General features: G+C 55.8%; 21 protein-coding genes. 9 read left to right on the forward strand and 12 right to left on the reverse strand.

Features of this window, described 5'->3' with window-relative positions; genetic code table 11:
- Positions 1-6 precede the first annotated feature (6 nt).
- The 4 genes from MY069_RS06270 to cobS all read right to left on the reverse strand — a co-directional run bounded on the left by MY069_RS06270 (position 7) and on the right by cobS (position 5,467).
- On the reverse strand, positions 7-1,056 hold the full coding sequence (locus MY069_RS06270; protein ID WP_482796214.1) for an esterase-like activity of phytase family protein: 1,050 nt from the start codon (positions 1,054-1,056) through the stop codon (positions 7-9).
- Between the two features lie 56 nt (positions 1,057-1,112).
- Positions 1,113-3,101 carry a cobaltochelatase subunit CobT gene (gene cobT, locus MY069_RS06275; RefSeq protein ID WP_482796215.1) on the reverse strand — a complete coding sequence of 663 codons (1,989 nt, stop codon included), beginning with the start codon at positions 3,099-3,101 and terminating at the stop codon, positions 1,113-1,115.
- A 76-nt stretch (positions 3,102-3,177) separates the two neighbouring features.
- Positions 3,178-4,392 (reverse strand): glycosyltransferase family 87 protein, encoded by a 1,215-nt coding sequence (locus tag MY069_RS06280; protein ID WP_482796216.1) that lies wholly within the window; start codon positions 4,390-4,392, stop codon positions 3,178-3,180.
- A gap of 91 nt (positions 4,393-4,483) precedes the next feature.
- The gene (cobS, locus tag MY069_RS06285) at positions 4,484-5,467 is read right to left on the reverse strand and encodes a cobaltochelatase subunit CobS (RefSeq protein ID WP_482796217.1); all 984 of its coding nucleotides are present in this window, start codon (positions 5,465-5,467) and stop codon (positions 4,484-4,486) included.
- Between the two features lie 165 nt (positions 5,468-5,632).
- Here cobS and MY069_RS06290 point away from each other — a divergent pair, with 165 nt between their 5' ends.
- The gene (locus MY069_RS06290) at positions 5,633-6,541 is read left to right on the forward strand and encodes an alpha/beta fold hydrolase (protein ID WP_482796218.1); all 909 of its coding nucleotides are present in this window, start codon (positions 5,633-5,635) and stop codon (positions 6,539-6,541) included.
- On the opposite strand, the gene MY069_RS06295 is transcribed toward MY069_RS06290, so the two are convergent.
- A complete protein-coding gene (locus tag MY069_RS06295; RefSeq protein ID WP_482796219.1) occupies positions 6,523-8,196 on the reverse strand; it encodes an amidohydrolase in 1,674 nt (557 codons plus the stop codon). The genes MY069_RS06290 and MY069_RS06295 overlap by 19 nt on opposite strands.
- 115 nt (positions 8,197-8,311) lie before the next feature.
- Positions 8,312-8,602 (reverse strand): 50S ribosomal protein L28, encoded by a 291-nt coding sequence (gene rpmB, locus MY069_RS06300; protein ID WP_482796220.1) that lies wholly within the window; start codon positions 8,600-8,602, stop codon positions 8,312-8,314.
- 218 nt (positions 8,603-8,820) lie between these two features.
- Between rpmB and MY069_RS06305 the strand changes: the two genes are divergently transcribed.
- Together MY069_RS06305 and MY069_RS06310 are read left to right on the forward strand one after the other, a co-directional pair.
- The gene (locus MY069_RS06305) at positions 8,821-9,675 is read left to right on the forward strand and encodes a DUF3108 domain-containing protein (protein ID WP_482796221.1); all 855 of its coding nucleotides are present in this window, start codon (positions 8,821-8,823) and stop codon (positions 9,673-9,675) included.
- A gap of 87 nt (positions 9,676-9,762) precedes the next feature.
- Positions 9,763-10,578: an exodeoxyribonuclease III gene (locus tag MY069_RS06310; protein WP_482796222.1), complete on the forward strand. Its 816-nt coding sequence runs from the start codon at positions 9,763-9,765 to the stop codon at positions 10,576-10,578.
- Here the strand turns inward: MY069_RS06310 and MY069_RS06315 are convergent.
- On the reverse strand, positions 10,575-11,366 hold the full coding sequence (locus tag MY069_RS06315; protein ID WP_482796223.1) for a polysaccharide deacetylase family protein: 792 nt from the start codon (positions 11,364-11,366) through the stop codon (positions 10,575-10,577). The two genes, MY069_RS06310 and MY069_RS06315, sit on opposite strands and share 4 nt — an antisense overlap.
- A gap of 43 nt (positions 11,367-11,409) precedes the next feature.
- On the opposite strand from MY069_RS06315, the gene MY069_RS06320 reads away from it, so the two are divergent.
- A complete protein-coding gene (locus MY069_RS06320) occupies positions 11,410-12,486 on the forward strand; it encodes a GNAT family N-acetyltransferase (protein WP_482796224.1) in 1,077 nt (358 codons plus the stop codon).
- Between the two features lie 19 nt (positions 12,487-12,505).
- Here MY069_RS06320 and MY069_RS06325 read toward each other — a convergent pair whose 3' ends face one another.
- The 4 genes from MY069_RS06325 to sdhC are packed head-to-tail and all read right to left on the reverse strand — an operon-like array spanning position 12,506 to position 15,902.
- Entirely contained in the window at positions 12,506-13,288 is a 783-nt protein-coding gene (locus tag MY069_RS06325; RefSeq protein ID WP_482796225.1) for a succinate dehydrogenase iron-sulfur subunit, read from the reverse strand.
- A gap of 8 nt (positions 13,289-13,296) precedes the next feature.
- The gene (sdhA, locus tag MY069_RS06330; protein WP_482796226.1) at positions 13,297-15,087 is read right to left on the reverse strand and encodes a succinate dehydrogenase flavoprotein subunit; all 1,791 of its coding nucleotides are present in this window, start codon (positions 15,085-15,087) and stop codon (positions 13,297-13,299) included.
- A 25-nt stretch (positions 15,088-15,112) separates the two neighbouring features.
- Positions 15,113-15,493 carry a succinate dehydrogenase, hydrophobic membrane anchor protein gene (sdhD, locus tag MY069_RS06335; protein WP_482796227.1) on the reverse strand — a complete coding sequence of 127 codons (381 nt, stop codon included), beginning with the start codon at positions 15,491-15,493 and terminating at the stop codon, positions 15,113-15,115.
- A gap of 10 nt (positions 15,494-15,503) precedes the next feature.
- A complete protein-coding gene (sdhC, locus tag MY069_RS06340; protein WP_482796228.1) occupies positions 15,504-15,902 on the reverse strand; it encodes a succinate dehydrogenase, cytochrome b556 subunit in 399 nt (132 codons plus the stop codon).
- A gap of 198 nt (positions 15,903-16,100) precedes the next feature.
- Here sdhC and MY069_RS06345 point away from each other — a divergent pair, with 198 nt between their 5' ends.
- From MY069_RS06345 to MY069_RS06360, 4 genes are all read left to right on the forward strand, one after another.
- Positions 16,101-17,846, forward strand: coding sequence for a DUF885 domain-containing protein (locus MY069_RS06345; protein WP_482796229.1), 1,746 nt, complete (start codon positions 16,101-16,103; stop codon positions 17,844-17,846).
- On the forward strand, positions 17,843-18,565 hold the full coding sequence (locus MY069_RS06350; RefSeq protein WP_482796230.1) for a type 1 glutamine amidotransferase: 723 nt from the start codon (positions 17,843-17,845) through the stop codon (positions 18,563-18,565). Before MY069_RS06345 ends, MY069_RS06350 begins: the two co-directional genes overlap by 4 nt.
- A 50-nt stretch (positions 18,566-18,615) precedes the next feature.
- On the forward strand, positions 18,616-19,845 hold the full coding sequence (locus tag MY069_RS06355) for an MFS transporter (protein ID WP_482796231.1): 1,230 nt from the start codon (positions 18,616-18,618) through the stop codon (positions 19,843-19,845).
- Between the two features lie 164 nt (positions 19,846-20,009).
- Positions 20,010-21,527 (forward strand): phosphomannomutase/phosphoglucomutase, encoded by a 1,518-nt coding sequence (locus tag MY069_RS06360; protein ID WP_482796232.1) that lies wholly within the window; start codon positions 20,010-20,012, stop codon positions 21,525-21,527.
- Here the strand turns inward: MY069_RS06360 and MY069_RS06365 are convergent, their stop codons facing one another.
- Entirely contained in the window at positions 21,528-22,037 is a 510-nt protein-coding gene (locus tag MY069_RS06365) for a DnaJ domain-containing protein (RefSeq protein WP_482796233.1), read from the reverse strand.
- Between the two features lie 164 nt (positions 22,038-22,201).
- On the opposite strand from MY069_RS06365, the gene MY069_RS06370 reads away from it, so the two are divergent.
- On the forward strand, positions 22,202-23,677 hold the full coding sequence (locus MY069_RS06370; RefSeq protein WP_482796234.1) for a cytochrome c peroxidase: 1,476 nt from the start codon (positions 22,202-22,204) through the stop codon (positions 23,675-23,677).
- Positions 23,678-23,703 lie beyond the last annotated feature (26 nt).

The following is a 23,703-nucleotide window of genomic DNA, read 5'->3' on the forward strand; positions in this document are numbered from 1 at the left end:
TCTATTTCAGGATGCGTCGTCTAAGTCTAATGCCAGCAACAAAGTGCGCTGATTGTTGCTGAAATTATCATCCGAGATCAGCCAGATACGCGTTGCGCCGTTCGGTGCTTTGCCGATCGCAATGCCTTCATAATTATCGGTTGGTAGCGGCGATTTGAGCGCCGCCTCGGCAATCGTATCACCATCAGATTTCACCTGCATGATGCCGCGCGCGCCGCGCACCGGATCATAAGCGCGAAAGATCATCGCGGTGTGATCGTCTTTGTGATCCATCCCGGTCAGGAAATACATAACCTGCTGGCTGGTACGACGCACATTGGAGAGGGTTCCGTCCCGGTTGAGTTCCCCAATTGGTGATCCGCCAGCTCCATACGATTCAAACCCAAGCGCGAGTTGATCTCCGGCAAGCGCCAAGGCTTCGGGCCCGCGATTATCCCCGATCACATGCCCGTCCACGACGGTATCAAGCCTTGCGACGAGGGCCGCGCGCGCCGCAGCACCGCAACTCTCGAGATCATACGCCTCAACCCGGTGATCGCGCTCAAAGCTCACAAACGCCAATCCATCGCGAAACGCCAAACCCTCAGCATCGGCGGCGAGCTTGTTGGACCAAACATGACCTTCGCCATCATGCATATAAGCCATGGACCCAATCCCATCAGGCGCGCCAGTCTCAGGGTCGATACTGATCCAAACAAATTTGCCATTGTCCGCAATCGCCAGCAGCGAGCCTGAGCGCATCACAGCAAGACCGGAAAGCCCGCCAAAACCGCCTTTCGCCTCAAGATGCCAAGCGCCGGTCAGGCTCATCCCGCTCAGATTTAGATCCCGCGCCTCAGCCGAGCCGCGCTCTGCTTCAATGACTTTGATATCGACCGGATCGGCGCGGCGAAACGCGACGCCATCCGGGCAAGACTGCGCACGCAACCCGGCTGCTTGCTCTGAGAAAGACCAAACCGGTGCCGACGCAGCCTCTTGCAGGGGGGCGCTTGGTTGCACCTCAGCCGCGGTACACGCGCCCAAAACGGTGAGCGAAATCAACGAAATAAAACGCATCGGAAACCTCTTTCGAGCCGCTTTAACCGCACGATTAGGGCAGGATGATGAAGGAATTACATCCGCGTGCGGCGAACATCGCGGCCGGATCCGACTTTCGGACCGCCATAGCGCGGCGCGCCCGCACCCGCTCCACTCGTCGCGCCGCCGGGACGCACGGTTTCTCGGGTCAGTGGCGGCACAGCCATCGCTTCTGGCTTCGGCGCTTCGCCATTTTCATCAAACAAGCTTGCGAGCTGTTCCGTCATTGCACCACCAAGCTGTTCGGCATCCACAATCGTCACCGCGCGTTTGTAATAGCGGGTGACATCATGACCGATGCCAATGGCAATCAATTCAATCGGGCTGCGCGTCTCAAGCTCTTCAATCACTTGGCGCAAGTGGCGTTCCAGGTAGTTGCCAACATTTACAGACAGCGTTGAATCATCGACTGGCGCGCCATCGGAGATCACCATCATGATTTTGCGCTGTTCGGAGCGCGCCATCAGGCGATCATGCGCCCAAAGCAATGCCTCGCCATCAATGTTTTCTTTGAGCAGGCCTTCGCGCATCATTAATCCGAGATTCTTGCGCGCGCGCCGCCACGGGGCATCGGCTGATTTATAGACGATATGGCGAAGATCATTGAGGCGCCCTGGCCCAGCTGGTTTGCCCCCTTTGACCCAGTCCTCGCGGCTAAGCCCGCCTTTCCAGGCTTTTGTGGTGAAGCCAAGGATCTCAACTTTTACCCCGCACCGTTCTAGCGTTCGCGCCAAGATATCAGCGCACAATGCCGCGACCATAATCGGGCGTCCCCGCATCGATCCAGAATTGTCGAGCAGCAGCGTTACGACTGTGTCGCGGAAATTGCTGTCATCTTCTTGTTTAAAGCTCAGCGGCGCCGTTGGGTCGGTGATCACTCGGGTTAGGCGCGCAGTGTCCAGAACACCCTCTTCGAGGTCAAAAGACCATGAGCGGTTCTGCTGCGCCATCAAGCGGCGCTGTAGTTTGTTCGCAAGCTTCGAGACTGCGCCCTGCAAGCTTTCGAGCTGGTGATCGAGATACGCCCGCAGCCGGGTGAGCTCTTCTGGATCGCAAAGGTCTGGGGCTTGGGCCACTTCATCATTGGCGGTGGTGAAGGCTTTATCGACAAAGCGTTGCGCGTCATCGCCATCGCGAAAGTTTGGACGCAGCGGCTTGGTGCCATCATCGGTGTCTTCAGGATTATCGTCAGCGTCCATATCGACATCGGCATCGACAGAAACATTGGTCTCCTCGCCTTCCATGTCCTCAGTATCGCCGGCTTCGACCTCCTCCATAGTAGCGCCTTCGGTCTCTTCACCGGACTCGCCATCTTCGGAGGAGTTTTCTTGATTGCTCTGCTCGGTTTCTTCTTGAGATTCCTCGTCTTGCTCGCCCTGATCGTCGCTGACCTCATCGCCTTTTGTGAGATCTCGGATCAATTCTTGGATCGTCTTCGCAAAGGCTTCCTGGTCATGCAGCTGATCGACCAGTTTTTCGAGCGTATTGGTGCCGCGCGAATTGACCTCATCGCGCCAGAGCGCGGCGATCCCTTCGGCTTCGGCTGGGAGTGCTCGTCCCGTCAGACGTTCCCGTAGGAGAAATTCAACAGCCGGCGCGAGCGGCGCTTCTTGGCGATCTTCCATGCGGGAATAGCCAGCTTTCTCACAGCGCGCCGCCAAAGCCGCATCGAGATTATCGGCCGTGCCATCCATCGCGCGGGCGCCGATACTTTCGATCCGCGCGCGTTCAGCGGCTTCATAGACCTGCCGCCCAACCTCGCTGCTCGGACGCAGTCGCGCATGCGAGGCCTCGTCATGGTGCGCCATCCGAAGCGCCGTGGCGTCGGCTTCACCACGCGCCCGGGCCGCAAGCTCAGGTGCAAGATCGCGCGGCGGCGGGGGTAAGACGATCCGGTCTGGTTCAGCCCGAGGGCCATCGCCGGAAAACGACACTTCGACATCCCGCGTTTGGCTCATCGCCTTAGCCGTCGTGGCCAAAGCTTGCTTAAACAGCTCGAAAGGGGCGTCGTCAGTTTTGCTCATTCGCGTCACTTAGCGCGCGCAAGGCGATTTGCGAAGGCGAATTCAGATCTTCGTGCTGTTTGTCACAGGCGCGAGTTTAGCCTGCCGTTTGGGCACCCTGAGGCGCGAGATCCTGGTCAGACAGCATAGAGGACGGCTTACCTGTCAGTTCAAACCGAACCCGCCGCGCAATAACGACGCTTGCGCAAAGCATAATCAGGAACGGCAAGGAGACGCCGGCCTTCAGCGCTGGGCCCGGCAAAGAAACGGCTAAGACGAAGAGAATCGCCACCAGCTCTCGCTCATAAGCAAGCCAGCCTTTGCGATAACCGTGCTCCAGCACAAACCAAATCGCGGGCAGAATTAAAGCCAGTTCATAGTACCAAGAATAGGGTGTCACCAGCAGTGTGGCGGTCGCCAGCACGGCATAGCGCCAGCGCGGATCTTCGGTCTTCCGGCAGGTCCAAACCATGATGACCAAAGCGCTAAGCCCAGCGATTGCAGCGATCCCGTAGGCAACGATCTGCGGCAACATGGCGTAGCTACTGGCGGCGTAAATATTCAGCATCTTGCGATACGGCATCGTGCCTTCAGAGACCAAGTCTGACGCCACGCCGAGACGCTCAAAGAAGGCGATCCACGTTTCTACGCCGAGAACGGCCGCCGATCCGAGCCAAAGCGCAAGGCTGAACACTGCTGCCGAGACAAATGCGCGCCAATGACCGCCAGCTATGAAAACGATGGGGAGAAAAATCCCAAGCTGCGGTTTAATCGTCAGCAGCGCCGCTGCGAGTCCAGCCAAGATCGGGCGTGATTTCGCCCAAAACACAGTTAGTAGCATCAAACTGGTGATGAACAGAACGATCTGTCCGGTCATCAGAGCCAGGAAGATCGGGCTGGTGAGCGCGATAACAGCAATTGCGCGCCGGTCAACATTGGCAACGGTCAGCGCCCCGGCGAGCGCCGCAACACCCACTGCAAACCACAATATGTAGGCGGCCGTAAATGGCAGCAGCCCAACCGGGCTAAACAGCAACCCCGCGTGCGGCGGATATTGCCAATAGAGCTGTTCGACGGCGCCTTCGGGATAATATTGCAGCATCGCATCATGCATGCCGTCGCCGACATAAAGCCCGATCATATTGCCATCCAAAATCGCCTGCGCCGCTGGCCAAAAGACCACAAAATCACCGCCCGGCACAAAATCTCCAGACGGCCAGAACATGAATTTCGCAAACATCAAATATTGGATGCTCGCCATCAACAAGACGAACAGAAACGCGGGCTTGGGTTGGAAATATTTGTCCAGCATGAACGGGCCTTGGTCTAACCTTGGAATGGCCGACCATAGACCTGACTGGATAAATATTCGTGAAAAGCGCCGCGGTTACAGCGCTTTCGCTCTAGGCCACGCGCACCATGAGCGCGCTTTCGGGCAATTCTTCGGCGAAGCAGCGCTGATACATTTCAGCCACCAAGGGCCGCTCTAGCTCATCGCACTTGTTGAGGAAGGTCATCCGGAACGCATGTCCGAGATCTTTAAAGATCGCGAAATTCTCCGCCCACGTGATCACAGTCCGCGGGCTCATCACGGTCGAGAGATCACCGTTCATGAAGGCGTTTCGCGTCAGATCCGCAAGCGTCACCATTTTGCCCAGAGTTTCTATATCCACATCCCCGGCTTTAGTCGCGACAATTTCAACCTCGGCATCATGCTCGAGATAGTTGAGCGTCGTGACAATGCTCCAGCGGTCCATTTGGCCTTGGTTGAGCTGCTGGGTACCGTGATAGAGACCGGTTGTGTCACCGAGACCAACAGTGTTTGTCGTCGAGAATAAGCGGAAAAACGGGTTCGGTTCGATCACACGGTTTTGGTCGAGCAGCGTCAGTTTCCCGCTCGCTTCCAACACGCGCTGGATCACAAACATTACGTCCGGACGGCCAGCATCATATTCATCAAACGTAATCGCGACCGGACGCTGCAGCGCCCATGGCAGGATCCCTTCGCGGAATTCAGTAACCTGCGCACCGTCTTTTAGGACGATCGCATCTTTGCCAACCATATCGATCCGCGACACGTGGCTGTCCAAGTTTACACGAATCATTGGCCAATTGAGGCGCGCCGCGATTTGCTCAATATGCGTTGATTTCCCGGTGCCGTGATAGCCTTGCACCATGACCCGGCGATTGTGCTCAAACCCGGCCAACAAGGCCAATGTCGTCTGCGGGTCGAACCGGTAGGACTCGTCGATGGCAGGCACATATTCTGTGCGCTCTTTAAAGCCATGCACGACCATTTCCGTGTCGAGGCCAAATACCTCGCGAACATCGATTTTTTCCGTTGGCTTCATACCCTGCAGGGCGTCATTATCGCTCATCACGGTCATTGCGGTCGTCTTTCATCAAATCATTCAGAAGCGTCACCTATCACAACCGCGCCGCTCGCCAAGTGTGACATTGGGGGAAGCGCTGTGTTTAAGCCTGCCTTGCCCTGGTTTTATTTGGGTCTTTCCCCTAAATCGCCGAGGAACGAGACGTAGAGGAGGCTGGCTTTGCCCACGATTACCGCGAATGGCATCAACATCGCCTATGAAACATTTGGCGCCGACACAGATCCAACTGTGCTGATGATTATGGGTCTGGGTGGCCAATTGACCATGTGGTCGGATGAGTTGGTCGAAGATCTCGTCAAAGGCGGCTATCGCGTCATTCTGTTTGATAATCGCGATATTGGCCTGTCACATCATCATACGGGTGAAAAGTCGCCGGGCATTTTGCGTCAAATCCTGCTGCGCCGGATCGGGATCAAGCTGAAAACCCCTTATGCGCTGGCGGATATGGCCCAAGACACATTGGGCCTGATGGACACTTTAAAGCTCGATCAGGTGCACCTGGTCGGCATTTCTATGGGCGGGATGATTGGTCAGCATGTGGCCTCAATGGCGCCGACCCGCGTGAAGAGCCTGACCGCTATTATGACCACAACCGGTAATCCAAAGCTGCCGCGCCCCTCAGGCGAGGTGATGAAAGCAATGGTCCGCAGTGGACCGCAACCGACAACACGCGACGCGATTATCGATCAGTCTGTCGCGACCTTTGGTGTGATCGGCACACCAGGCGAGGATCAGAACACCAATGGTATGCGTGATCGCATCACCCGCTCTTATGATCGGGGCTACAATCCTGCTGGCGTTGCCCGACAAATGTCCGCGATTGTCGCCTCAGGGGATTTCCGCAAACACACGCGCAACATCCAAGCGCCAACCCTGGTTATTCACGGCAATGCTGACCCACTCGTGCCCATCGAAGGCGGCTATGACATCGCCAAGCTGGTCCGCGGCGCGCGGATGGAAGTCATTGACGGCATGGGCCATGACGTCCCTCCACGCTTTTTGCCGCAAATCACCAAACTAATGCTCGATCACTTTGGCGCGACGAAAGTCTATTCGGCGGCTGAATAGACAATCTCGCCGTGAACGACGGTCATTACGGTTTCAGCCTGTAGGATTTCAGCGTCCGGGATCGTCATGAGATCGCGATCGAAGACAGTGAAATCTGCCAGTTTGCCGACTTCAATTGTCCCGAGTTCGTCTTCCATAAATGCGCCATAGGCCGGCGCTGTCGTGAACAAGGCGAGCGCCTGTTCCCGGCTCAGCGCTTCCTCTGGATACCAATCTTTGGTGCTGAACCCTTCAAGATCCTTCCGCGCCACGGCGGCGTAGAATTCAATTTGCGGCGTCCCGATTTCGACCGGTGCATCGGTCCCGCCGAGAACGACCGCCCCGGACTGGAGCAGGCTCTGCCACGCATAAGCGCCATATAAACGATTCGGGCCTAATCGATCCGGCGCGAATTTAAGATCGCCAATCGCGTGGCTTGGCTGCATGGACGCAATCAGCCCAAGCGATCCTACCCGCGCGATGTCGTCAGCATGCAGAATTTGCGTATGCTCAATCCGCCAACGATTGCCTGAGCCATATCCGCCAGCCTGATACGTATCCAGGATACGCCGATTGGCGAGATCCCCGATGGCATGAATCGCAAGCTGAACATTATCATTCGCCGCGCGTTGCAACAGCTCGGATAAAACCTCGGGCTCCATCAGAGACAAACCGCTCGTATTCGGGCGATCGGAATATGGCTCGATGAGCAGCGCGCCGCGCGAGCCGAGCGCGCCGTCCATATAAAGCTTCACAGAGCGGTTTGAGATCGTGTCGGTTTCATGCGCCCGGTCGGCGGCAATCTCAAACCCTTCGCGATCATAAGCATTGTGAAGCCGTAACGGCATTCGCCCTTCAAGATCCAAACGCTCTAATAAAGACGCATCGCGAGGGTTAACACTCATATTATGAATGCCGGTCCAGCCGCGATTGGCATAAGCTTGGGATCCAACAATGTAAGACCGAGTGATTTCTTCTGGTGTCGGAGCCGACACCAGTTCGAAAACCTGCGTCATCGAATTGTCGATCAAAATCCCCGTTGCTCTCCCATCTGCGTCCCGTTCGATCCGGCCGCCATCGACATCCGGCGTCTCGTCGGTGATCCCCCCTGCCACCAAAGCCGCGGTATTCGCCACCAAAGCATGTCCATCTGCGCGTTCAAGGATGACAGGATTATCTGGGCTGACCGTATCGAGATCGCTGGCCAGCGGCATGCGTCCCTCTGGCCAACCGGTTTCAATCCAGCCGCGTCCATACAAGACTTGGCCAGCTGGCAAGCCTTGAACTTCGGTCTCAATCCGCGCGACGAGGTCAGCCACCGACGCCGTGCCTTCAAGATTCAGGGTAAGCTCGCGTTGGCCAATGCCGAGCAAATGCGCGTGGCCATCCACAAAGCCCGGAAACATTACCGCGCCGTCCAAGTCGATCAGCGTGACCTCATCCTCGCTCCAATCTTGCGAACTGGGCGGGCTGACCGCGACGATTCGGCCGGATCCATCTATTGTCACGGCCTCGGCGGTCTCTGTTCCAATGCCGGTATAAATCGTCCCGCCCGTAAACACGGTGAGCGCCGACGCGGACGTTTCAATTGGCGCTTCGGTTGCAGGGGCTGGTGACGAAGCAGGCTGGCATCCGGCCAAGCTCAACCCGGCCAGAACGGCGATGACACGATTCATATGCTGTCTCCCAATAGCCGGGAGAGCCTAGCCAGCTTTGAGAGTTTCGCAAACCGGGTACGAAAAAACGCGCCCTGGTCTGCAGAGCGCGTTCAATTCTTAGGCGAGACGCGGCTTAAGCGGCGTCTTCAGCTTTCTTCGCGATATTCTTTTTGATTTTCAACGCTTTCGCAGAAAGGACATCGTCCTTCGCCTTTGCGAGATATGCGTCGAGACCGCCAAGCTTATCCACTGTGCGGAGGGCTTTAGCCGCGACGCGCATAGAGAAACGTTGGTCCAAAGCTTCAGAATGTAGCGTGACATTCACCAGGTTTGGCATAAACCGGCGCTTGGTCTTGATATTTGAGTGGCTGACATTGTGTCCGACCATTGGGCCGGTGCCAGTAAGTTCACATACGCGGGACATGGGTCGCTCGCTTATTGTCTAGATTAAAACCGAAGCGCGGCTATTACGCGCCGATCTCGGGCACGTCAAGCATTCAGATGCGGCCAAAATGCTGTTATCTTGGATGCTTGCAAAAAACCGTGAAAATCAAGGCAAAACCAAGGCGCATCCGTTCAGCCTAGCTTTCGCCATACAGATATATATCTAGTGAATTCGAAATTCCGACGAGGCCCCCTGCCATGATCAAAAAACTCCTTGCTTCTGCCGCGCTGACATCGCTCACCGTCTCAAGCATTTCCGGCGCTGACACTGCATTGATTGAGCCGCATATCTTGGCGCAGATCGAGGCCGGGCAGCCGATGGAGATGGAGTATAATATCAAAGCCAGCGCCTGGGTCTTAATCCTGCCAATCACCGGAAAAGCCAATTTCCGAGTGACGATGAACAAGGATACTTACGCGATTAAGAGTAAGGTGAAGACCACTGGATTGGCCGACATATTGGTCAATTATGATCTCGAGATTGCCGCATCCGGTTACACGCGAATGGATGGGCTCGACACTTATGCCTTCGTTTCACAGAACAAGGATGGCAAGAAAAACCGCCGGGTTGAGATGAAATATCTCAAAGATAATTTCGAGATGACGGCGAACCCGACATTCGGAAACCTTGGCGACCCCGCCGCGACTGTGGAACAGGCCCTCGAGGCCAAAGACCCTGTGACGGCGCTGATCTCCTTCGCACTAGAACCGCGTGCGGAAGGCGAAGACCCTTGCGGCGGTCCGCTAAAAATCTTTGACGGGCGCCAGCTGACCCATTTGCACCTGACCAATCACGGTATGAAACAGGTGAAGTCAGAGGCGTGGTCAGGCAGCGCATTTGAATGCCATATCCGAATGGATAAAGTCGCTGGCTATAAAGAAGGCGAAGCGGAAAAGGATAATCTATCCGGAATTGATGGCCCGCTCCGCATGTGGCTTGCGCCGCTTCCGAATGGCGCGCATGTGCCGGTCCGCATCGAAGCGGAGACTGACGATATTGGCACCGTGACCCTGCAAGCCGCCAAGCTGAAATTCACGCCGCTGGAAAACTAAAAATAAAACCTGCTGAGTTGTGCTGGGTCTACCCCACCACTCAGGCGGGCGCGTTGACGAATGAGACAGGTCTGCCTATCGAGCTATATGTCTAAATCACCCCTCAAAATCGTCAGCTGGAACATCAATTCTGTTCGCTTGCGACTGCCAAATATCGAAGCATTCGTTGCGGCTCAACAGCCGGACATTGTCTGTTTTCAAGAGATAAAATGCCAAAACGCGGAGTTTCCGGAAAAGGCGTTTAAACAAATGGGGCTCCCACATTTGGCGATTAACGGCCAACGCGGCGGCCATCACGGGGTTGCCATCGCAAGCTGCGAACCGATTGAGATCTTGGAGACACCAGCGCTTTGCCGGGAAGGTCATGCAAGGGTGAATGCGGTGAAGGTGGGCGATATTGAAGTGCACAATATCTACCTCCCGGCTGGCGGCGACGTGCCGGATCCAGAGGCGAACCCGAAATTTGCGCACAAGCTCGACTTCGTAAAACGTCTGGGTCGGCATTATGGCAAATCGGCAAAAGATGGCGCGGCTCGGGTATTGGTTGGTGATCTCAATATCGCGCCACATCCAAATGATGTTTGGTCGCACAAACAGCTCTTAAAGATCGTATCGCACACGCCGGTTGAGACTGAAAGTCTTGAAAAGGCTCGTAAAAAAGGTGGCTTCACCGATATTGCGCGGCATGTTCATGAAGACGATCAACGCCTTTATTCTTGGTGGAGCTATCGCGCGCGAGATTGGGCCGCTTCAAATAAAGGGCGCCGGCTCGATCATATTTGGACGAGCCAAGCCGCGACAGAGCTTGCTGATCTTGAAAGCTATAAAATCCATCTCGGGTGGCGCGGCGGCTGGAAACCATCTGACCATGCGCCCATAAGCTTAGATTTTCAGCGTTCTTAGGCGGCTTCCACGCTGTTCACGGGCGCGGCGGATTGCCGAACACGTTTAACCATGTCACCAACCGTAACGACGTCGACCCCGCTCGCCTCAACCGCTTGTAGGAGCTGGCTATAATCTTGTGGCGTTGCGCCCCAATGGGACGGCGCGGGGCGGACATCATGGGTGAAGATGATCAACCAACCATCAGTGCGGCGCAATGTTTCAAGATCGCGCAATGCGCGCTGAATGCCGCCGGTTTCGACTTGTAAGCCGCACGCTTTGAGCATGTTCAGATCAACCGTGCCCCGGTTTAGGCCCGGTTTCACGCCTCGCAGCGCGAGACCGGCTGGGGCCAGCGTCCGTTTTGCCGACAAATCCACAGACCCAAATGGATACGCGAATGAGGCAACATCGGTGATGCCGCGTTCGGCCAGAAATTCCATATTCTTTGTGCATTGCGCCGCGATCTCTTCGGGCGACGCGTCTCGGCAATCGATGTGATCAAATGTGTGACAACCAAAATCGTGTCCCACGCGCTGCAGCCGTACCAGGTCCGCATCATCGAACATCTGGCCATAATGTGGCTCGGTTTTACCGAGAAACCCGCCGGCAACATACCAAGTCGCCCGCCAATCGCGCGCTTCCAGCATCGGCGCCGCATTTTCAACCGCCGACTTTGGAAAATCGTCAAAACAGAAGCTTACGAACCGCCCCGCTGGCAGTATATATTCACGCTTTTCAAGCGTTTCGCATAAAACCCGATCGATTGTGCCGCCAATCTTCTGAGAAAAATAACCTAAATCTGCCATCATACGTCTCTGAGGGATCAAAATTCAGGGATTCTCGTGCAAGATGCATTCCAGTGTAGATTATCTCCCACTCCGCGAATTGTCCGAATTGGACGTTGACGTATGGACGAGGTTCCAAAACGCCGATCCTGCGCTCGCGAGCCCCTATTTTTCGTATGCTTATTTTCAGGCTGTCGAGCAGGCACGGCCAGGCATTCAAGTTCTTCGGTTCTATGAGAATGGCCGGATAGCGGCCTATTGGCCGTTTCGAAAAGGGCCATTCGGAACCGCGCGACCGGTTGCTGGCACAATGGATGATCTGCACGGCATCATCGCTCACCCAAAGGCCGTTCTTGACCTCAACCATCCGCGCGTACGCCGATTCATTGGCGGATATGCTTTCTCAGCCCTTCCCTACGAGCAGCGACGACATGGCCTAAGCGGCCAATATGGTAGCGGCAATCAAGTGATGGATCTGAGTGGCGGCTATGAGGCCTGGCTAGCTGGCAGAAGCGGTGAAAGCTCGAATTTTCGGCGCGAATGGCGCAAAGCTCAAAAGCTGTTAGACGATCCAGATGTCCGAGTCCGCCATGACGTCGTCGACACGGTGAGCTTTGACCGGCTGGTGGATTTGAAACGCGAGGCGTATGCCGGGGCTGGCCATTTCGATCTGTTTAAGCTCGATTGGCCGAAAGCGCTCTTGCTCGAACTTCTCAAAAGCACCGACGACCGCGCCCGCGGGGTGCTCTCGACGCTCAGCATTTCGGATCAAACCGCCGCGATTGCTTATTGTATGCGCTCAGCGAGCGTCTTGCATTACTGGTTCCCAGCCTATGAAGCCAAATTTGCCAAACAGAAGCCAGGGCTCGCCCTGCTCTTCTCGCTTGCTGAGTGGGCCGACCAAGAAGGCCTAACCGAACTGCATCTTGGGCTCGGTGACACGCAATATAAAAGACAAATGGCAAGTTGGATGATGCCCGTGCGCGGCGGCACACTCGCGCTCGCCCCCGCCCAGCAGATCGCGACGGATTTCAGCAAATGGAGCGCTCGCATAGAGGGCCAGAATAGGCTTCTCAATGTGCCGGCCAAATATACCCGGAAATATGAAAGAATGGCACTTTCAGGCACTTGGCGCGCCTAAAAACGCTCAGAACTAAAGCCTAAGCGACGCGCTCAACCATCATGTGTTTGATCTTCGCAATTGCTTTCGCTGGATTGAGGCCTTTCGGACAGACCTGCGCGCAATTCATGATCGTGTGACAGCGATAGAGCTTGAACGGATCCTCGAGGTCATCAAGACGCTCACCGGTTGCTTCATCGCGGCTATCGATTAACCAGCGATAAGCCTGTAGCAGTGCGGCTGGGCCAAGATATTTGTCGCCATTCCACCAATAAGATGGGCATGAAGTCGAACAAGACGCGCAGAGAATGCACTCATACAGGCCATCCAAATGCTCGCGCTCTTCTTCCGATTGCGTCCATTCCTTTTCAGGCTCAGGCGTATCAGTTTTCAAGAAGGGCTGAACATAAGCGTGCTGCGCGTAGAAATTGGTCAGGTCTGGAACCAAGTCTTTGACGACTGGCTGATGCGGCAGAGGCGCAATCGTAATGTGCGGGCCAGCAATCTCATCCCAACCGCGCGTACAGGCGATCGTATTATGCCCGCCAATATTCATCGCGCAGGAGCCGCAAACCCCTTCGCGACAAGAGCGGCGGAAGGCGAGTGTCGAGTCGATATGGTTCTTGATATAGATCAAGATATCCAAAATCATCGGGCCGCATTTATCGGTGTCGACAAAATACGTGTCCCAACGCGGGTTGCCGCCCTCTTCCGGGCTATAGCGATAGACTTTGAATTTTTTGACATTCTTGCCCCTTGAGGGCTTCGGCCAAGTCTTGCCTTTTTTCGGCGCGGAGCCTTTTGGAAGTGTAAGCTGTACCATGCTTGCTCCTAGTAAACCCGCTCTTTGGGTTTGATATATTCGATCTCGTTCGACATCGTGTAATTGTGCACTGGGCGGTAATCGATGTTCACTTCACCGGCCTCGTTTGACCAAGCCAATGTGTGCATCATCCAATTCTCATCGTCGCGCTTATCGAAGTCTTCACGGGCGTGGGCGCCGCGGCTTTCTTTACGGTTTGCCGCAGAATTCACGGTCACTGTGGCTTGTCCGATCAAATTGTCGAATTCGAGCGCTTCAAGCAGATCTGTGTTCCAAATCATGCCGCGATCTTCGATCCGCATGCCTGGCGCTTTCTTGTTGATCGCTTCGATTTTCTCGACGCCTTCGTCCAGGACATCGCCAGTCCGGAACACCGCGCAATTGTCTTGCATGGCTTTCTGCATTTCGAGGCGAAGATCAGCCACAGTGTGCTCACCATCCGCGTTCCGGATGCGATCGAAACGGGCCAAGTGGCTTTCCGTCTGTTTGTCATCAATGCTTGGCTGGCTGGCGCCGGCTTCAAGCGTTGCCCCACAGCGGAGACCCGCTGCCCGGCCAAACACGACCAAGTCGATCAGTGAGTTAGAGCCCAGACGATTGGCGCCGTGGACCGACACACAGGCCGCCTCACCGACAGCCATCAGGCCTTGAACGACAGAGTCTGGATCGCCGTCTTTTTTGGTCAGAACTTCGCCGTGGAAGTTGGTCGGAATGCCGCCCATATTATAGTGGACCGTCGGCAGAACCGGGATCGGCTCGCGCGTCACGTCAACGCCTGCGAACACTTTGGCGGTCTCAGAAATACCTGGCAGGCGCGCCGCGAGCGTTTCAGCCGGCAAGTGCTCCAAGTGCAGGAAGATATGATCCTTATTTGGGCCGACTCCGCGGCCTTCTCGGATCTCAATCGTCATCGAACGCGAGACCATATCGCGCGGGGCGAGGTCTTTCACGCTTGGCGCGTAGCGCTCCATGAAGCGCTCGCCTTCGGAATTGGTGAGGTAACCGCCTTCACCGCGTGCACCCTCGGTGATCAAGCAACCAGCGCCATAAATGCCGGTTGGGTGGAACTGAATGAATTCCATGTCCTGGAGCGGTAAACCAGCACGCAGGACCATGGCATTGCCGTCGCCGGTACATGTATGGGCTGAGGTACAGCTGAAGAAGGCGCGACCATATCCGCCGGTCGCCAGGATGACTTTCTGCGCCCGGAAACGGTGCAATGTGCCATCATCAAGCTTCCACGCGGTCACGCCGCGGCAAATATCGTCTTCGTCCATGATCAGATCGAGCGCGAAATACTCAATGAAGAACTCAGTGTCTTCTTTCACGCACTGTCCGTAGAGCGTGTGCAGCATGGCGTGACCGGTACGGTCTGCCGCTGCGCAGGTGCGCTGGACGGGTGGGCCAGAGCCCATTTCTGTCGTGTGGCCGCCGAAAGGACGCTGATAGATTTTACCATCCTCATTTCGGCTGAACGGCATGCCCCAATGCTCAAGCTCATAAACCGCCGCTGGCGCTTCACGGGCGAGATATTCAATCGCATCTTGGTCACCGAGCCAATCAGACCCTTTGACCGTGTCATACATGTGCCAGCGCCAATCGTCCGGGCCCATATTGCCTAGAGACGCCGCAATCCCGCCTTGCGCCGCAACGGTGTGCGAGCGGGTTGGGAAGACTTTTGTAATACAGGCTGTTTTCAGACCGGCTTGCGCGGCGCCCAGTGCCGCTCGAAGACCTGATCCGCCTGCGCCGACAACGACAACATCATATGTGTGATCGATGAATTTATAATCGCTCATCTCTTACCTCTCCCGCGATCGCGCCTTAGGCGCCCGCCGTGAACCAGATTTTCAGCACCGACAGGATCGTCGCTGCCGCCAAGGCAATCACCGCAAACGTATTCAAAATCAGAAGCGCTTGTCGGGTACCGCTCTTGGCGATGTAGTCTTCGATGACCACCTGCATCCCCAAACGCATGTGATAAAGCGCCGCACCAAGTGTCAAAATTAGCAAAATTGCATTTACCGGTTGCGCCACCCAAACCAGCGCACCCTCATAGCCTGCTTTGCAGGCATGGATGATCGAATAAATAAACCAAGGCACGAGGAAGAGCAGAGCCACTGCTGTCACTCGCTGGCGAATGTGATGCTGGGTGCCTGCGCCAGCAGCTCCAAGACCTCGAACGGATTTTGCGCTTGTTGTCATTGTTAGCCCCCTAGTAGAACGAAGCCAGCGACCAAATGACCGCCGCTCCGATGATCGCAAACGCGAAATTGAACATCGACCAGAGGCTGGCCAAACCTGGATTGAAGCCAACCATCGGCCCGTCCCAGATTAAATGCCGCAAGCCATTGGCGAAGTGGTACAGAACCGCCATCGACCAGAGGAAGAGCAAGATTTGGCCAGGCAGGCTAAACGCAATGGTTTCAACGAAAGCGTAAGCCTCAGGTCCAGTGGCCAGGGCAATCAACCATGCGCCAATCAAAAAGGCGCCGCCATAAAGGCCAGCGCCTGAAACGCGGTGAAAGATTGAACCGGCCATGGTCCAGTGCCATTTCCAAATCTGCAAATGCGGCGATAGCGGGCGCGGGTCAGCCCCTCCTGGTCCTGCCATAATGAGTCTCCGTGCAAACATCTTTGCTTGGGCGCCGTTCTTAAGCGCGTCGAGGGGCGTGTCAACGCGACCAGCGCTCTGATAAAGGTCACAAAATGTCATGCCGCAGCGTGAAGTGAAGCGGAACCGTCTAGGGTCTTTCCAGATCGTCTTGTCGATTCTAGCCTGCCCCCCGTGATTTGATAGGATCTTTCATTCATGAACGCTTTGCTCCGACCGCTCTTCGCCGCCCTTTGCTTGTGGGGAGCTACCCCGATTGCCTCAGCCGATGCACTGGCCGACCTGATTGCGGAATATGAAGCCTTCAATGAGGCGGGAGATCCCGAAGAATCTGCGAAAGCGGCTGACACAGCGCCAGACCGCTGGGCCGACGTGTCGCCGGAATATGTAAAAGCGCGTGCCGAGCAGGCAGCGGAAATGCTCGAGACGCTAAACGCCATCGAGGCAGAGGCAGCAAACCCCGAGATCGCCATCTTACGCCATTTGCTAACCGCCCAAATCAATGCGGATGCTTACGACACTGCGCGTATACCTTTTGTCGGAGATTGGGGCTTCTTCGCTGAAGCGCCATACACGGCGATGCGGACGCGTGCGAACACGCGCGCCAAAGCAGAAGCTTGGATCGCGCGTCTCAACGATTTGCCGCGCTATTTTGACGATCATATCGCGAATATGACGCGCGGAATCGACAGCGGATGGACCCAGCATTCCGATCCGCTCGCGACATCGATTGCGCAAATCAAAGCGCAAATCGTGGACGACCCAACCGCGAGCACATTGTTCACGCCCTTCTTGTCACTCGATAGCTCGAATCTCTCAGAAGAAGAGATCGCCAGTTTGAAGACGCAGGGCAAAACGGCAGTTCAAACAGCAATCGGCGCGTATGCCGACCTACTCAAATTCATGGAGGAAGAGTACCAACCCGCCGCCCGCGTAGGCGCAGGTATCGCGACACTGGAAGGTGGTCAGGGTACTTATGCCATGGAGGTGGGGTTTCACACCGCGGGCGCAGGCTATAGCGCGGAACAGATCCATGCGCTCGGCCAAGCCGAAGTTGCTCGAATTCGCGCCAATATGGAAGCCATCATCGCGGAAGTTGAGTTTGACGGCACGTTCGCTGAATTCGTTGAGTTTCTGCGCACCGATCCTCAATTCTACGCCGGATCGGCCGAGGAGCTTTTGGAAAAAGCTTCGGAAATGAGCAAACGGCTCGATGCGATATTGCCGCGTTACTTTAAGACTCTGCCGCGGCTGCCTTACGGTGTTGAAGCAGTTCCAGCCGCAATCGCGCCGGGCTATACGACCGGCCGCTATTCCGGCGGGGATGCCGAAAAAGGCATCGCCGGCACCTATTTGGTCAACACTTACGCGCTCGATCAGCGGCCACTTTACGAGCTACCCGCGCTGTCTGCGCATGAGGCCGTGCCCGGGCACCACTTGCAGATCGCTTTGGCGCAAGAACTTGTTGGCGTGCCGGAATTCCGGAAGTCTTTCTATCCAACGGCTTTCGGTGAAGGCTGGGGCCTTTATGCAGAAAAACTCGCCGGCGAGGCCGGGTTCTATCGCACGCCGTATGAGCGGTTTGGGCAGCTCTCTTATGAAATGTGGCGCGCCTGCCGCTTGGTCGCCGATACGGGCTTACATCATTATGGCTGGACGCGCGCTGAGGCTGAAGCCTGTTTCATCGAGAACACTGCGCTGGCCCCGCTCAACATCCAAACCGAGGTGACCCGCTATATTGGCTGGCCCGGCCAAGCGACCGCTTACAAAGTCGGTGAGCTGAAAATTCTCGAACTTCGCGCCAAAGCCAAAGACGCTTTGGGCGAGGACTTCGATATTCGCGCCTATCACGATGTCGTACTTGGCGCTGGCGCCATGCCGCTGGATGCGCTTGAACAGCGAATTGACGCTTGGATCGAAACCGCTTTATCCGCGGCGCCATGAAAACGCTGACCATTATCGAAACCGGACAGCCGCCTGAAAAAATAAGGGGCGATTGGCCTGACTATCCCGAGATGTTTGAAGACCTATTGGGACCGCACCTCGCTGGATGGCGGTTTGAAACCGTCGCCCTATCGCGCGGGGCGGCGTTGCCAGACCCAGCCGCACTCGAAGCGATCCTGATCACAGGGTCGGCTGCTGGCGTTTATGATGACCTCCCCTGGTTGGCGCCGCTTATGGATTTCATTCGAGAGGCCGCAGCGGCGCAAACACCTCAAATCGGGATCTGTTTCGGGCACCAAGCGATCGCGAATGCACTCGGCGCTGACGTCGACAAATCAGAAAAAGGCTGGGGCATTGGGCGTCATGTCTATGACGTGTCCGCCCCGCAGGCTTGGATGGGAGACCAACCGCCCTCTTCCTTTAGCCTCGGTGTCAGTCACCAAGACCAAGTTCTCTCCCTGCCCCCAGGCGCAATCCTCGTCGCGCAAAACGCCTTCTGCGCCTATGCTGCGCTGGCATATCCAGAGGCGAAGGCGATTAGCTTCCAGGGTCATCCCGAGTTTAGCTCTGGGTTTTCTTGTGCGCTCTATGCCGTGCGGAAAGGGACGAAGCTGCCAGTCGATATGGTCGACGCGGCAGAAGCGAGCTTTGAAGATCCAATTGACAATGATCAAACCGGGCAATGGATGGCGCGGTTCCTGAAAAGCCATATGGATTAGCGTCGCGGCAGGGTTTTCAGCGCTCACCGGCTCGCCTTAAGCTGGGCCTTGTGTCTGATACACCTGCCCCCGAAACACCTCGTTTAAGCGCTCGCCAAGTTTGGATTCTGACGCTGGCTTCAGCCGTGGTCACAGCCAATGCCTATTATATTCACCCGATCATCGCTCGAGTGGCTGAGGACTTCCAAGTTAGCTCTTCAACCATTGGTCTGGTGCCCGCATTCAACCAATTGGCACTGGCGCTCGGTATCTTTTTACTGCTGCCGCTCGGCGACCGGTATAGCAATCGCACCCTGACGGCGATCTTCGTGGCCGGGCAGTTTGTCTCCATCGCGGTGATGACATTTTCCTCGGACTTTAGGCTATTTCTGATTGGCTCGACGGCGCTGGGCTTCATGACCATCGCGCCCTACTTGTTACCAACCTATGCCTCGAAACGCGTGGATCCGAGCGAGCTTGGGAAAGTCACCGCGATTCTCACGACCGGCATTATCGCGGGCATTCTATCCGCCCGGGCCGGGGCCGGCGTCATTGCCGAGTATTTTGGCTGGCGGACCGTCTATTATGTTGCGACAGGCCTGATGTTTCTCGTCGCGATCATCCTGCCCTTCAGCATGGATAAGCGGGAAAGGGCTTCTACAAATGCGACCAGCAGCTCGTATGCCAAGCTGATCTTCTCAATGGTGCCAATGATCGGGCGATACCCAGACCTCATTCTTTCTGGCGCGATACAAGGCCTCAACTTTGGGATTTTCATCTCAATCTGGCTCGGGATTGGCTTGCATTTAACCAGCCCAGAAATGGGCTATGGCGTCGATGTGGTTGGCTATCTCGCCCTTTTCGCGATTGTGAACTTGGTCACAACTCCGCGTTTCGGCGCCTGGGCAGACAAAACCGGCGCCCGCAAAGCCAGGCTGATTGTCGCGATTTTTCAGTTCCTCGGCGTCTGCCTGTTCTTCTTTTTCGGCTACAATTTGTGGCTGCTCATGATCCCGATCCTGATCACCAATATTTTCGGCCCCGTCATCGATGTCACAGGGCGGATGACGTTTTTGAATGAACCCCCGGATGTTCGCACCCGATTGATGACGATTTACATTGTCATGATGTTTGTCGGCGGCGGCCTGGCCAGCTGGGCGGGCACCAGCGCTTATGATCTTTGGGGCTGGACCGGCAACGCGGTCCTGGCGGCTAGTGTGTCGGCGATCGTGCTGACACTTTGCGCCGTTGCACAGGTGCGATTCAGCAAAGCTGGAAATGAAAACAACCCGCCAGACTAAGGGGCGGCGCGGTCGATTCGCGTAAAAACCACGACGGCACGTCCTCGTCCCACGGATATTTAGCATTCAATGTGCGATATGAATGACTTAACCGTCTGTGGCTTGCTTATTGCACCGCATTCTGCTCAACGCCCTTTGGGGAAAATTTTGATCAGGACGTAACAATGCTGCCTAAACCGCGCGCGGACATCGCACCGAACACGCTCGACTTTGAAATCTTGCCTTTGGTAAAGCCAACCGGCTTTCGGGAGTATGATGCGCGATGGTGGTTTAATGGCATTGGCCATGAGAAAACACCGGAACTGAACCTCACGGGTGTGCAAGCGCTCGGCCTCGGCATGGCGACACTGTTCCATGAACTCGGCGTTGAGCCAAAAGTCGTCACTGGACACGACTTCCGGTCGATCAGCCAGCCGATTAAAAACGCGCTGATCCTTGGCATGGTGCAAGGCGGATGTGAGGTTCTGGATGTGGGCCTGGCACTCTCACCAATGGTCTATTGGAGCCAGTTTGAGCTAGATTGCGCTTGCTGCGCCATGGTCACAGCGAGCCATAATGAAAATGGCTGGACCGGCGTTAAAATGGGCGCGAACCGGCCGCTTACCTTCGGGCCAGATGAAATGGGCCGCCTCAAGGAGATCGTTCTAAACGGCGAGTTCCAACCGCGCGCCGGCGGCGGACATTTCCGCGTCGACGGAATTCGCGAAAAATATATCGATGCCGTCGCCGAAGGCGTGTCGATCAAACGGCCTTTGAAAGTTATTGCTGCCTGCGGCAATGGCACAGCTGGCGCGTTTGCTCCCGATGCTTTGCGTAAGATGGGCGTTGAAGTGATCGAGATGGATTGCGATCTCGACAACACCTTCCCGAAATATAATCCAAACCCAGAAGACGCGGCGATGCTGCATGCCATGTCGGCCGCGGTTAAAGAGCTTGGGGCGGATATCGCGCTTGGGTTCGATGGAGATGGCGACCGCTGCGGCGTGATCGATAATACCGGTGACGAGATCTTCGCCGATAAGATTGGCCTGATGCTGGCCCGCGATCTGTCGAAAGAATATCCGGGCGCAAAATTCGTCGTCGATGTGAAATCGACCGGCCTCTACAAGACTGACCCAGTGCTTGAAGCCAATGGCTCGACGGTCGATTATCACAAGACGGGTCACTCTTATATTAAGCGCCGGACGACCGATCTCGATGCCTTGGCGGGTTTTGAAAAATCCGGCCATTTCTTCTTCCGCCCGCCGATTGGCCTCGGCTATGATGATGGGCTGGTCGCGGCAAAAGCCATTTTGGAAATGCTCGACCGCAATCCAGACAAGACTATGGCGGATTTGAAAGGTGAGCTGGGCGTCGCCTTCACCTCGCTCACCATGTCGCCGCATTGCGCTGATGAAGTGAAATATGAGGTCATTGAGCGTATCGTTGAGGAATATAAGGGCCTGCTCGGCACAGAAATTCTGGGCCGCAAAGTCGTTGACGTGAACACGGTCAATGGCGCGCGCGTGACGCTCGAAGATGGCTCTTGGGTGCTCGCCCGAGCAAGCTCGAACAAGCCGGAATTCGCAGTTGTGGTTGAGAGTATGCGTTCGGAAGAAGACATGATCGCCCTGTTCCGAGAAGAAGTGAAACCGCGCTTGGCAAAATACCCAGAAATCGGCGCATACAACCAGGAAATCTAGCTAGAATCGCGGGTTCGCAACCAGCCAATCATAAGCTTCATTGATGGCGAGCATTTTCTCAGCCGCTTCTTTGCGCGCGACAGCGGTGTGATGCGCGGCTGTGAACTGATCTGGATGGTAGATCTTCGCGAGCTTGCGATACCTGCGCTTCAGCTCGGCCTTCGAGACCGAGCCCGATAGTCCGAGCGTCTGCAAAAAGTCGTCCCGCGCGCTCGTCGCCTGAGAGGGGGGAGAACGGGTCTTATGCGCCCCCTCACGTTCGTTTTGCCGCGTATAAGCGGCTTCGCGCCATTTCCCGCGATAGGGTTGCTCGGTTTTTCCTTCAAACCTCGGATCAGGCTCAGGTTCGGGGACATATCGCGCGATAAGAGTCCCGCACGCCTGAACAATCCGCCGGAGGAACGGCCAGCCCAAATAGATAAAGGCGATCAATAATTGCAACAGCAAAATTGGACCAACTGTCTTCCAAACCGCGAACATCGCTCTGCTTCCCAGATGCGTCCCGGTCATCCCCTATCTCACCAGGGTTTCGGCATGAAAAATGAGATCCATCAAATTTGCTGGTTGGCGCCTTCAGGCATGACAAAAAAGTCATAAAAATCAGCGACGGAATTCCCGAATCCAGGCGTTTTATCGTTCTAGCACCAAACCCTGGTGCTTGCGGGAGGACTATAATGCGAAACATATTTGGCGCACTGAGCGCGATTATCTTGGTCTCGGCTTGCGGCGGCGGGGGATCGAGTACGACGCCCACCACGACCACGCCCACCGCAACCACGACCAACACCGCGCCCGCCGTTTCATCCGCGATTGCAGATCAAGTCGCGAATGTCGGGTTTGATTTCAGCCTAGATGTTTCCGGGACATTTTCAGATGCTGATAATGACACCCTGACGATCTCGGCCGACTTTGGCGCGGATGCCAAAGGTCTTTCGCTCAACGGTACGACGATTTCAGGCCGCCCAGATTCCTCTGGCACGGTGACCGTCACCTGCACCGCAACAGATCCCGATGGCGAGACGGCGAGCGATACATTCACAATCGATGTGACCGTCGACCAAAGCGCGATCACTGCAACCTTTGGCGGATCGATCGATCTCGAAAATCTCGACAATTACGCCAATCAAACGGTGCCTAATTATATCACCAAATTGAATGATGGCGGCAATCCGATCACAGATGCGGGTGCAACTTTGGGGCGCGTTCTGTTTTACGACACATCGCTATCAACCGACGGCACCGTGTCTTGCGCAACCTGTCACGTGCAATCGCTTGGGTTTAGCGATGCCGGGATCGTCAGCACCGGTGTCGAAGGTGGCCAAACCGGTCGCCACTCTATGCGTCTGATCAACACCATGTTCGCAGACGAAGAGAATTTCTTTTGGGATGAACGCGCGCCCAGCCATGAAGCCCAAGAGTCTCAACCGATCCAAGATCATAATGAAATGGGCTTTAGCGGCCAAAATGGCCGACCCGATCTCGATGCATTAATCGCCCAAATGCAAGCGACGGAATATTATGAAGAACTGTTTCGCTTCGTCTATCTCGATCCGGACATCACAGAGGCGCGTCTTCAAGAAGCCCTCGCGCAGTTCACCAAATCCATCCAATCCTTTGACTCGCGCTATGATGAAGGGCGCGCTCAGGTGAACAATAATAATGCCAATTTTCCAAACTTCACCGCCAACGAAAACGCCGGCAAGACGCTGTTTATGCAAGGCCCAAACAATAATGGCGCCGGCTGTAATGCCTGCCACCGCGCCCCAGAATTCGACATTCGCCCAAACTCAGATCACAATGGAGTCTTTGCAGTCGCCGGGTCGGTGACAGAGTTCGACCTGACCAATACACGATCGCCCAGCTTGCGCGATATGGTTGGCCCAGGCGGCAGCTCAAACGGCCCCTTCATGCATGATGGATCGCTGGCGACCCTGCGAGATGTCATCGATCACTATGATGCCATCCAAGCGCCGGCCAGCGAACCACCCCTTTCAGAGTGGCGGGCAACGATTGATAATCGCCTGCTCCCGGGCGGGAACCCGCAACGGCTAAATCTGACAGAGGCCGAAAAAGATCAGCTTGAAGCCTTTATGCTGACCTTGACAGGGGTCAGCATCTATACCGATCCGAAACTTTCCGATCCGTTCTAGTGAGCAAAATCAGATCGGTCTCTCGC

The sequence above is a fragment of the Hyphomonas sp. ske169 genome, assembly GCF_056850855.1.

What these genes read in the sequence shown, in the direction of transcription:
- MY069_RS06270 (WP_482796214.1), bottom strand. Translation starts at nt 1,056, where the DNA reads ATGCGTTTTATTTCGTTGATTTCGCTCACCGTTTTGGGCGCGTGTACC.
- cobT (WP_482796215.1), bottom strand. Translation starts at nt 3,101, where the DNA reads ATGAGCAAAACTGACGACGCCCCTTTCGAGCTGTTTAAGCAAGCTTTG.
- MY069_RS06280 (WP_482796216.1), bottom strand. Translation starts at nt 4,392, where the DNA reads ATGCTGGACAAATATTTCCAACCCAAGCCCGCGTTTCTGTTCGTCTTG.
- cobS (WP_482796217.1), bottom strand. Translation starts at nt 5,467, where the DNA reads ATGACCGTGATGAGCGATAATGACGCCCTGCAGGGTATGAAGCCAACG.
- MY069_RS06295 (WP_482796219.1), bottom strand. Translation starts at nt 8,196, where the DNA reads ATGAATCGTGTCATCGCCGTTCTGGCCGGGTTGAGCTTGGCCGGATGC.
- rpmB (WP_482796220.1), bottom strand. Translation starts at nt 8,602, where the DNA reads ATGTCCCGCGTATGTGAACTTACTGGCACCGGCCCAATGGTCGGACAC.
- MY069_RS06305 (WP_482796221.1), top strand. Translation starts at nt 8,821, where the DNA reads ATGATCAAAAAACTCCTTGCTTCTGCCGCGCTGACATCGCTCACCGTC.
- MY069_RS06310 (WP_482796222.1), top strand. Translation starts at nt 9,763, where the DNA reads ATGTCTAAATCACCCCTCAAAATCGTCAGCTGGAACATCAATTCTGTT.
- MY069_RS06315 (WP_482796223.1), bottom strand. Translation starts at nt 11,366, where the DNA reads ATGGCAGATTTAGGTTATTTTTCTCAGAAGATTGGCGGCACAATCGAT.
- MY069_RS06320 (WP_482796224.1), top strand. Translation starts at nt 11,410, where the DNA reads ATGCATTCCAGTGTAGATTATCTCCCACTCCGCGAATTGTCCGAATTG.
- MY069_RS06325 (WP_482796225.1), bottom strand. Translation starts at nt 13,288, where the DNA reads ATGGTACAGCTTACACTTCCAAAAGGCTCCGCGCCGAAAAAAGGCAAG.
- sdhA (WP_482796226.1), bottom strand. Translation starts at nt 15,087, where the DNA reads ATGAGCGATTATAAATTCATCGATCACACATATGATGTTGTCGTTGTC.
- sdhD (WP_482796227.1), bottom strand. Translation starts at nt 15,493, where the DNA reads ATGACAACAAGCGCAAAATCCGTTCGAGGTCTTGGAGCTGCTGGCGCA.
- sdhC (WP_482796228.1), bottom strand. Translation starts at nt 15,902, where the DNA reads ATGGCAGGACCAGGAGGGGCTGACCCGCGCCCGCTATCGCCGCATTTG.
- MY069_RS06345 (WP_482796229.1), top strand. Translation starts at nt 16,101, where the DNA reads ATGAACGCTTTGCTCCGACCGCTCTTCGCCGCCCTTTGCTTGTGGGGA.
- MY069_RS06350 (WP_482796230.1), top strand. Translation starts at nt 17,843, where the DNA reads ATGAAAACGCTGACCATTATCGAAACCGGACAGCCGCCTGAAAAAATA.
- MY069_RS06360 (WP_482796232.1), top strand. Translation starts at nt 20,010, where the DNA reads ATGCTGCCTAAACCGCGCGCGGACATCGCACCGAACACGCTCGACTTT.
- MY069_RS06365 (WP_482796233.1), bottom strand. Translation starts at nt 22,037, where the DNA reads ATGACCGGGACGCATCTGGGAAGCAGAGCGATGTTCGCGGTTTGGAAG.
- MY069_RS06370 (WP_482796234.1), top strand. Translation starts at nt 22,202, where the DNA reads ATGCGAAACATATTTGGCGCACTGAGCGCGATTATCTTGGTCTCGGCT.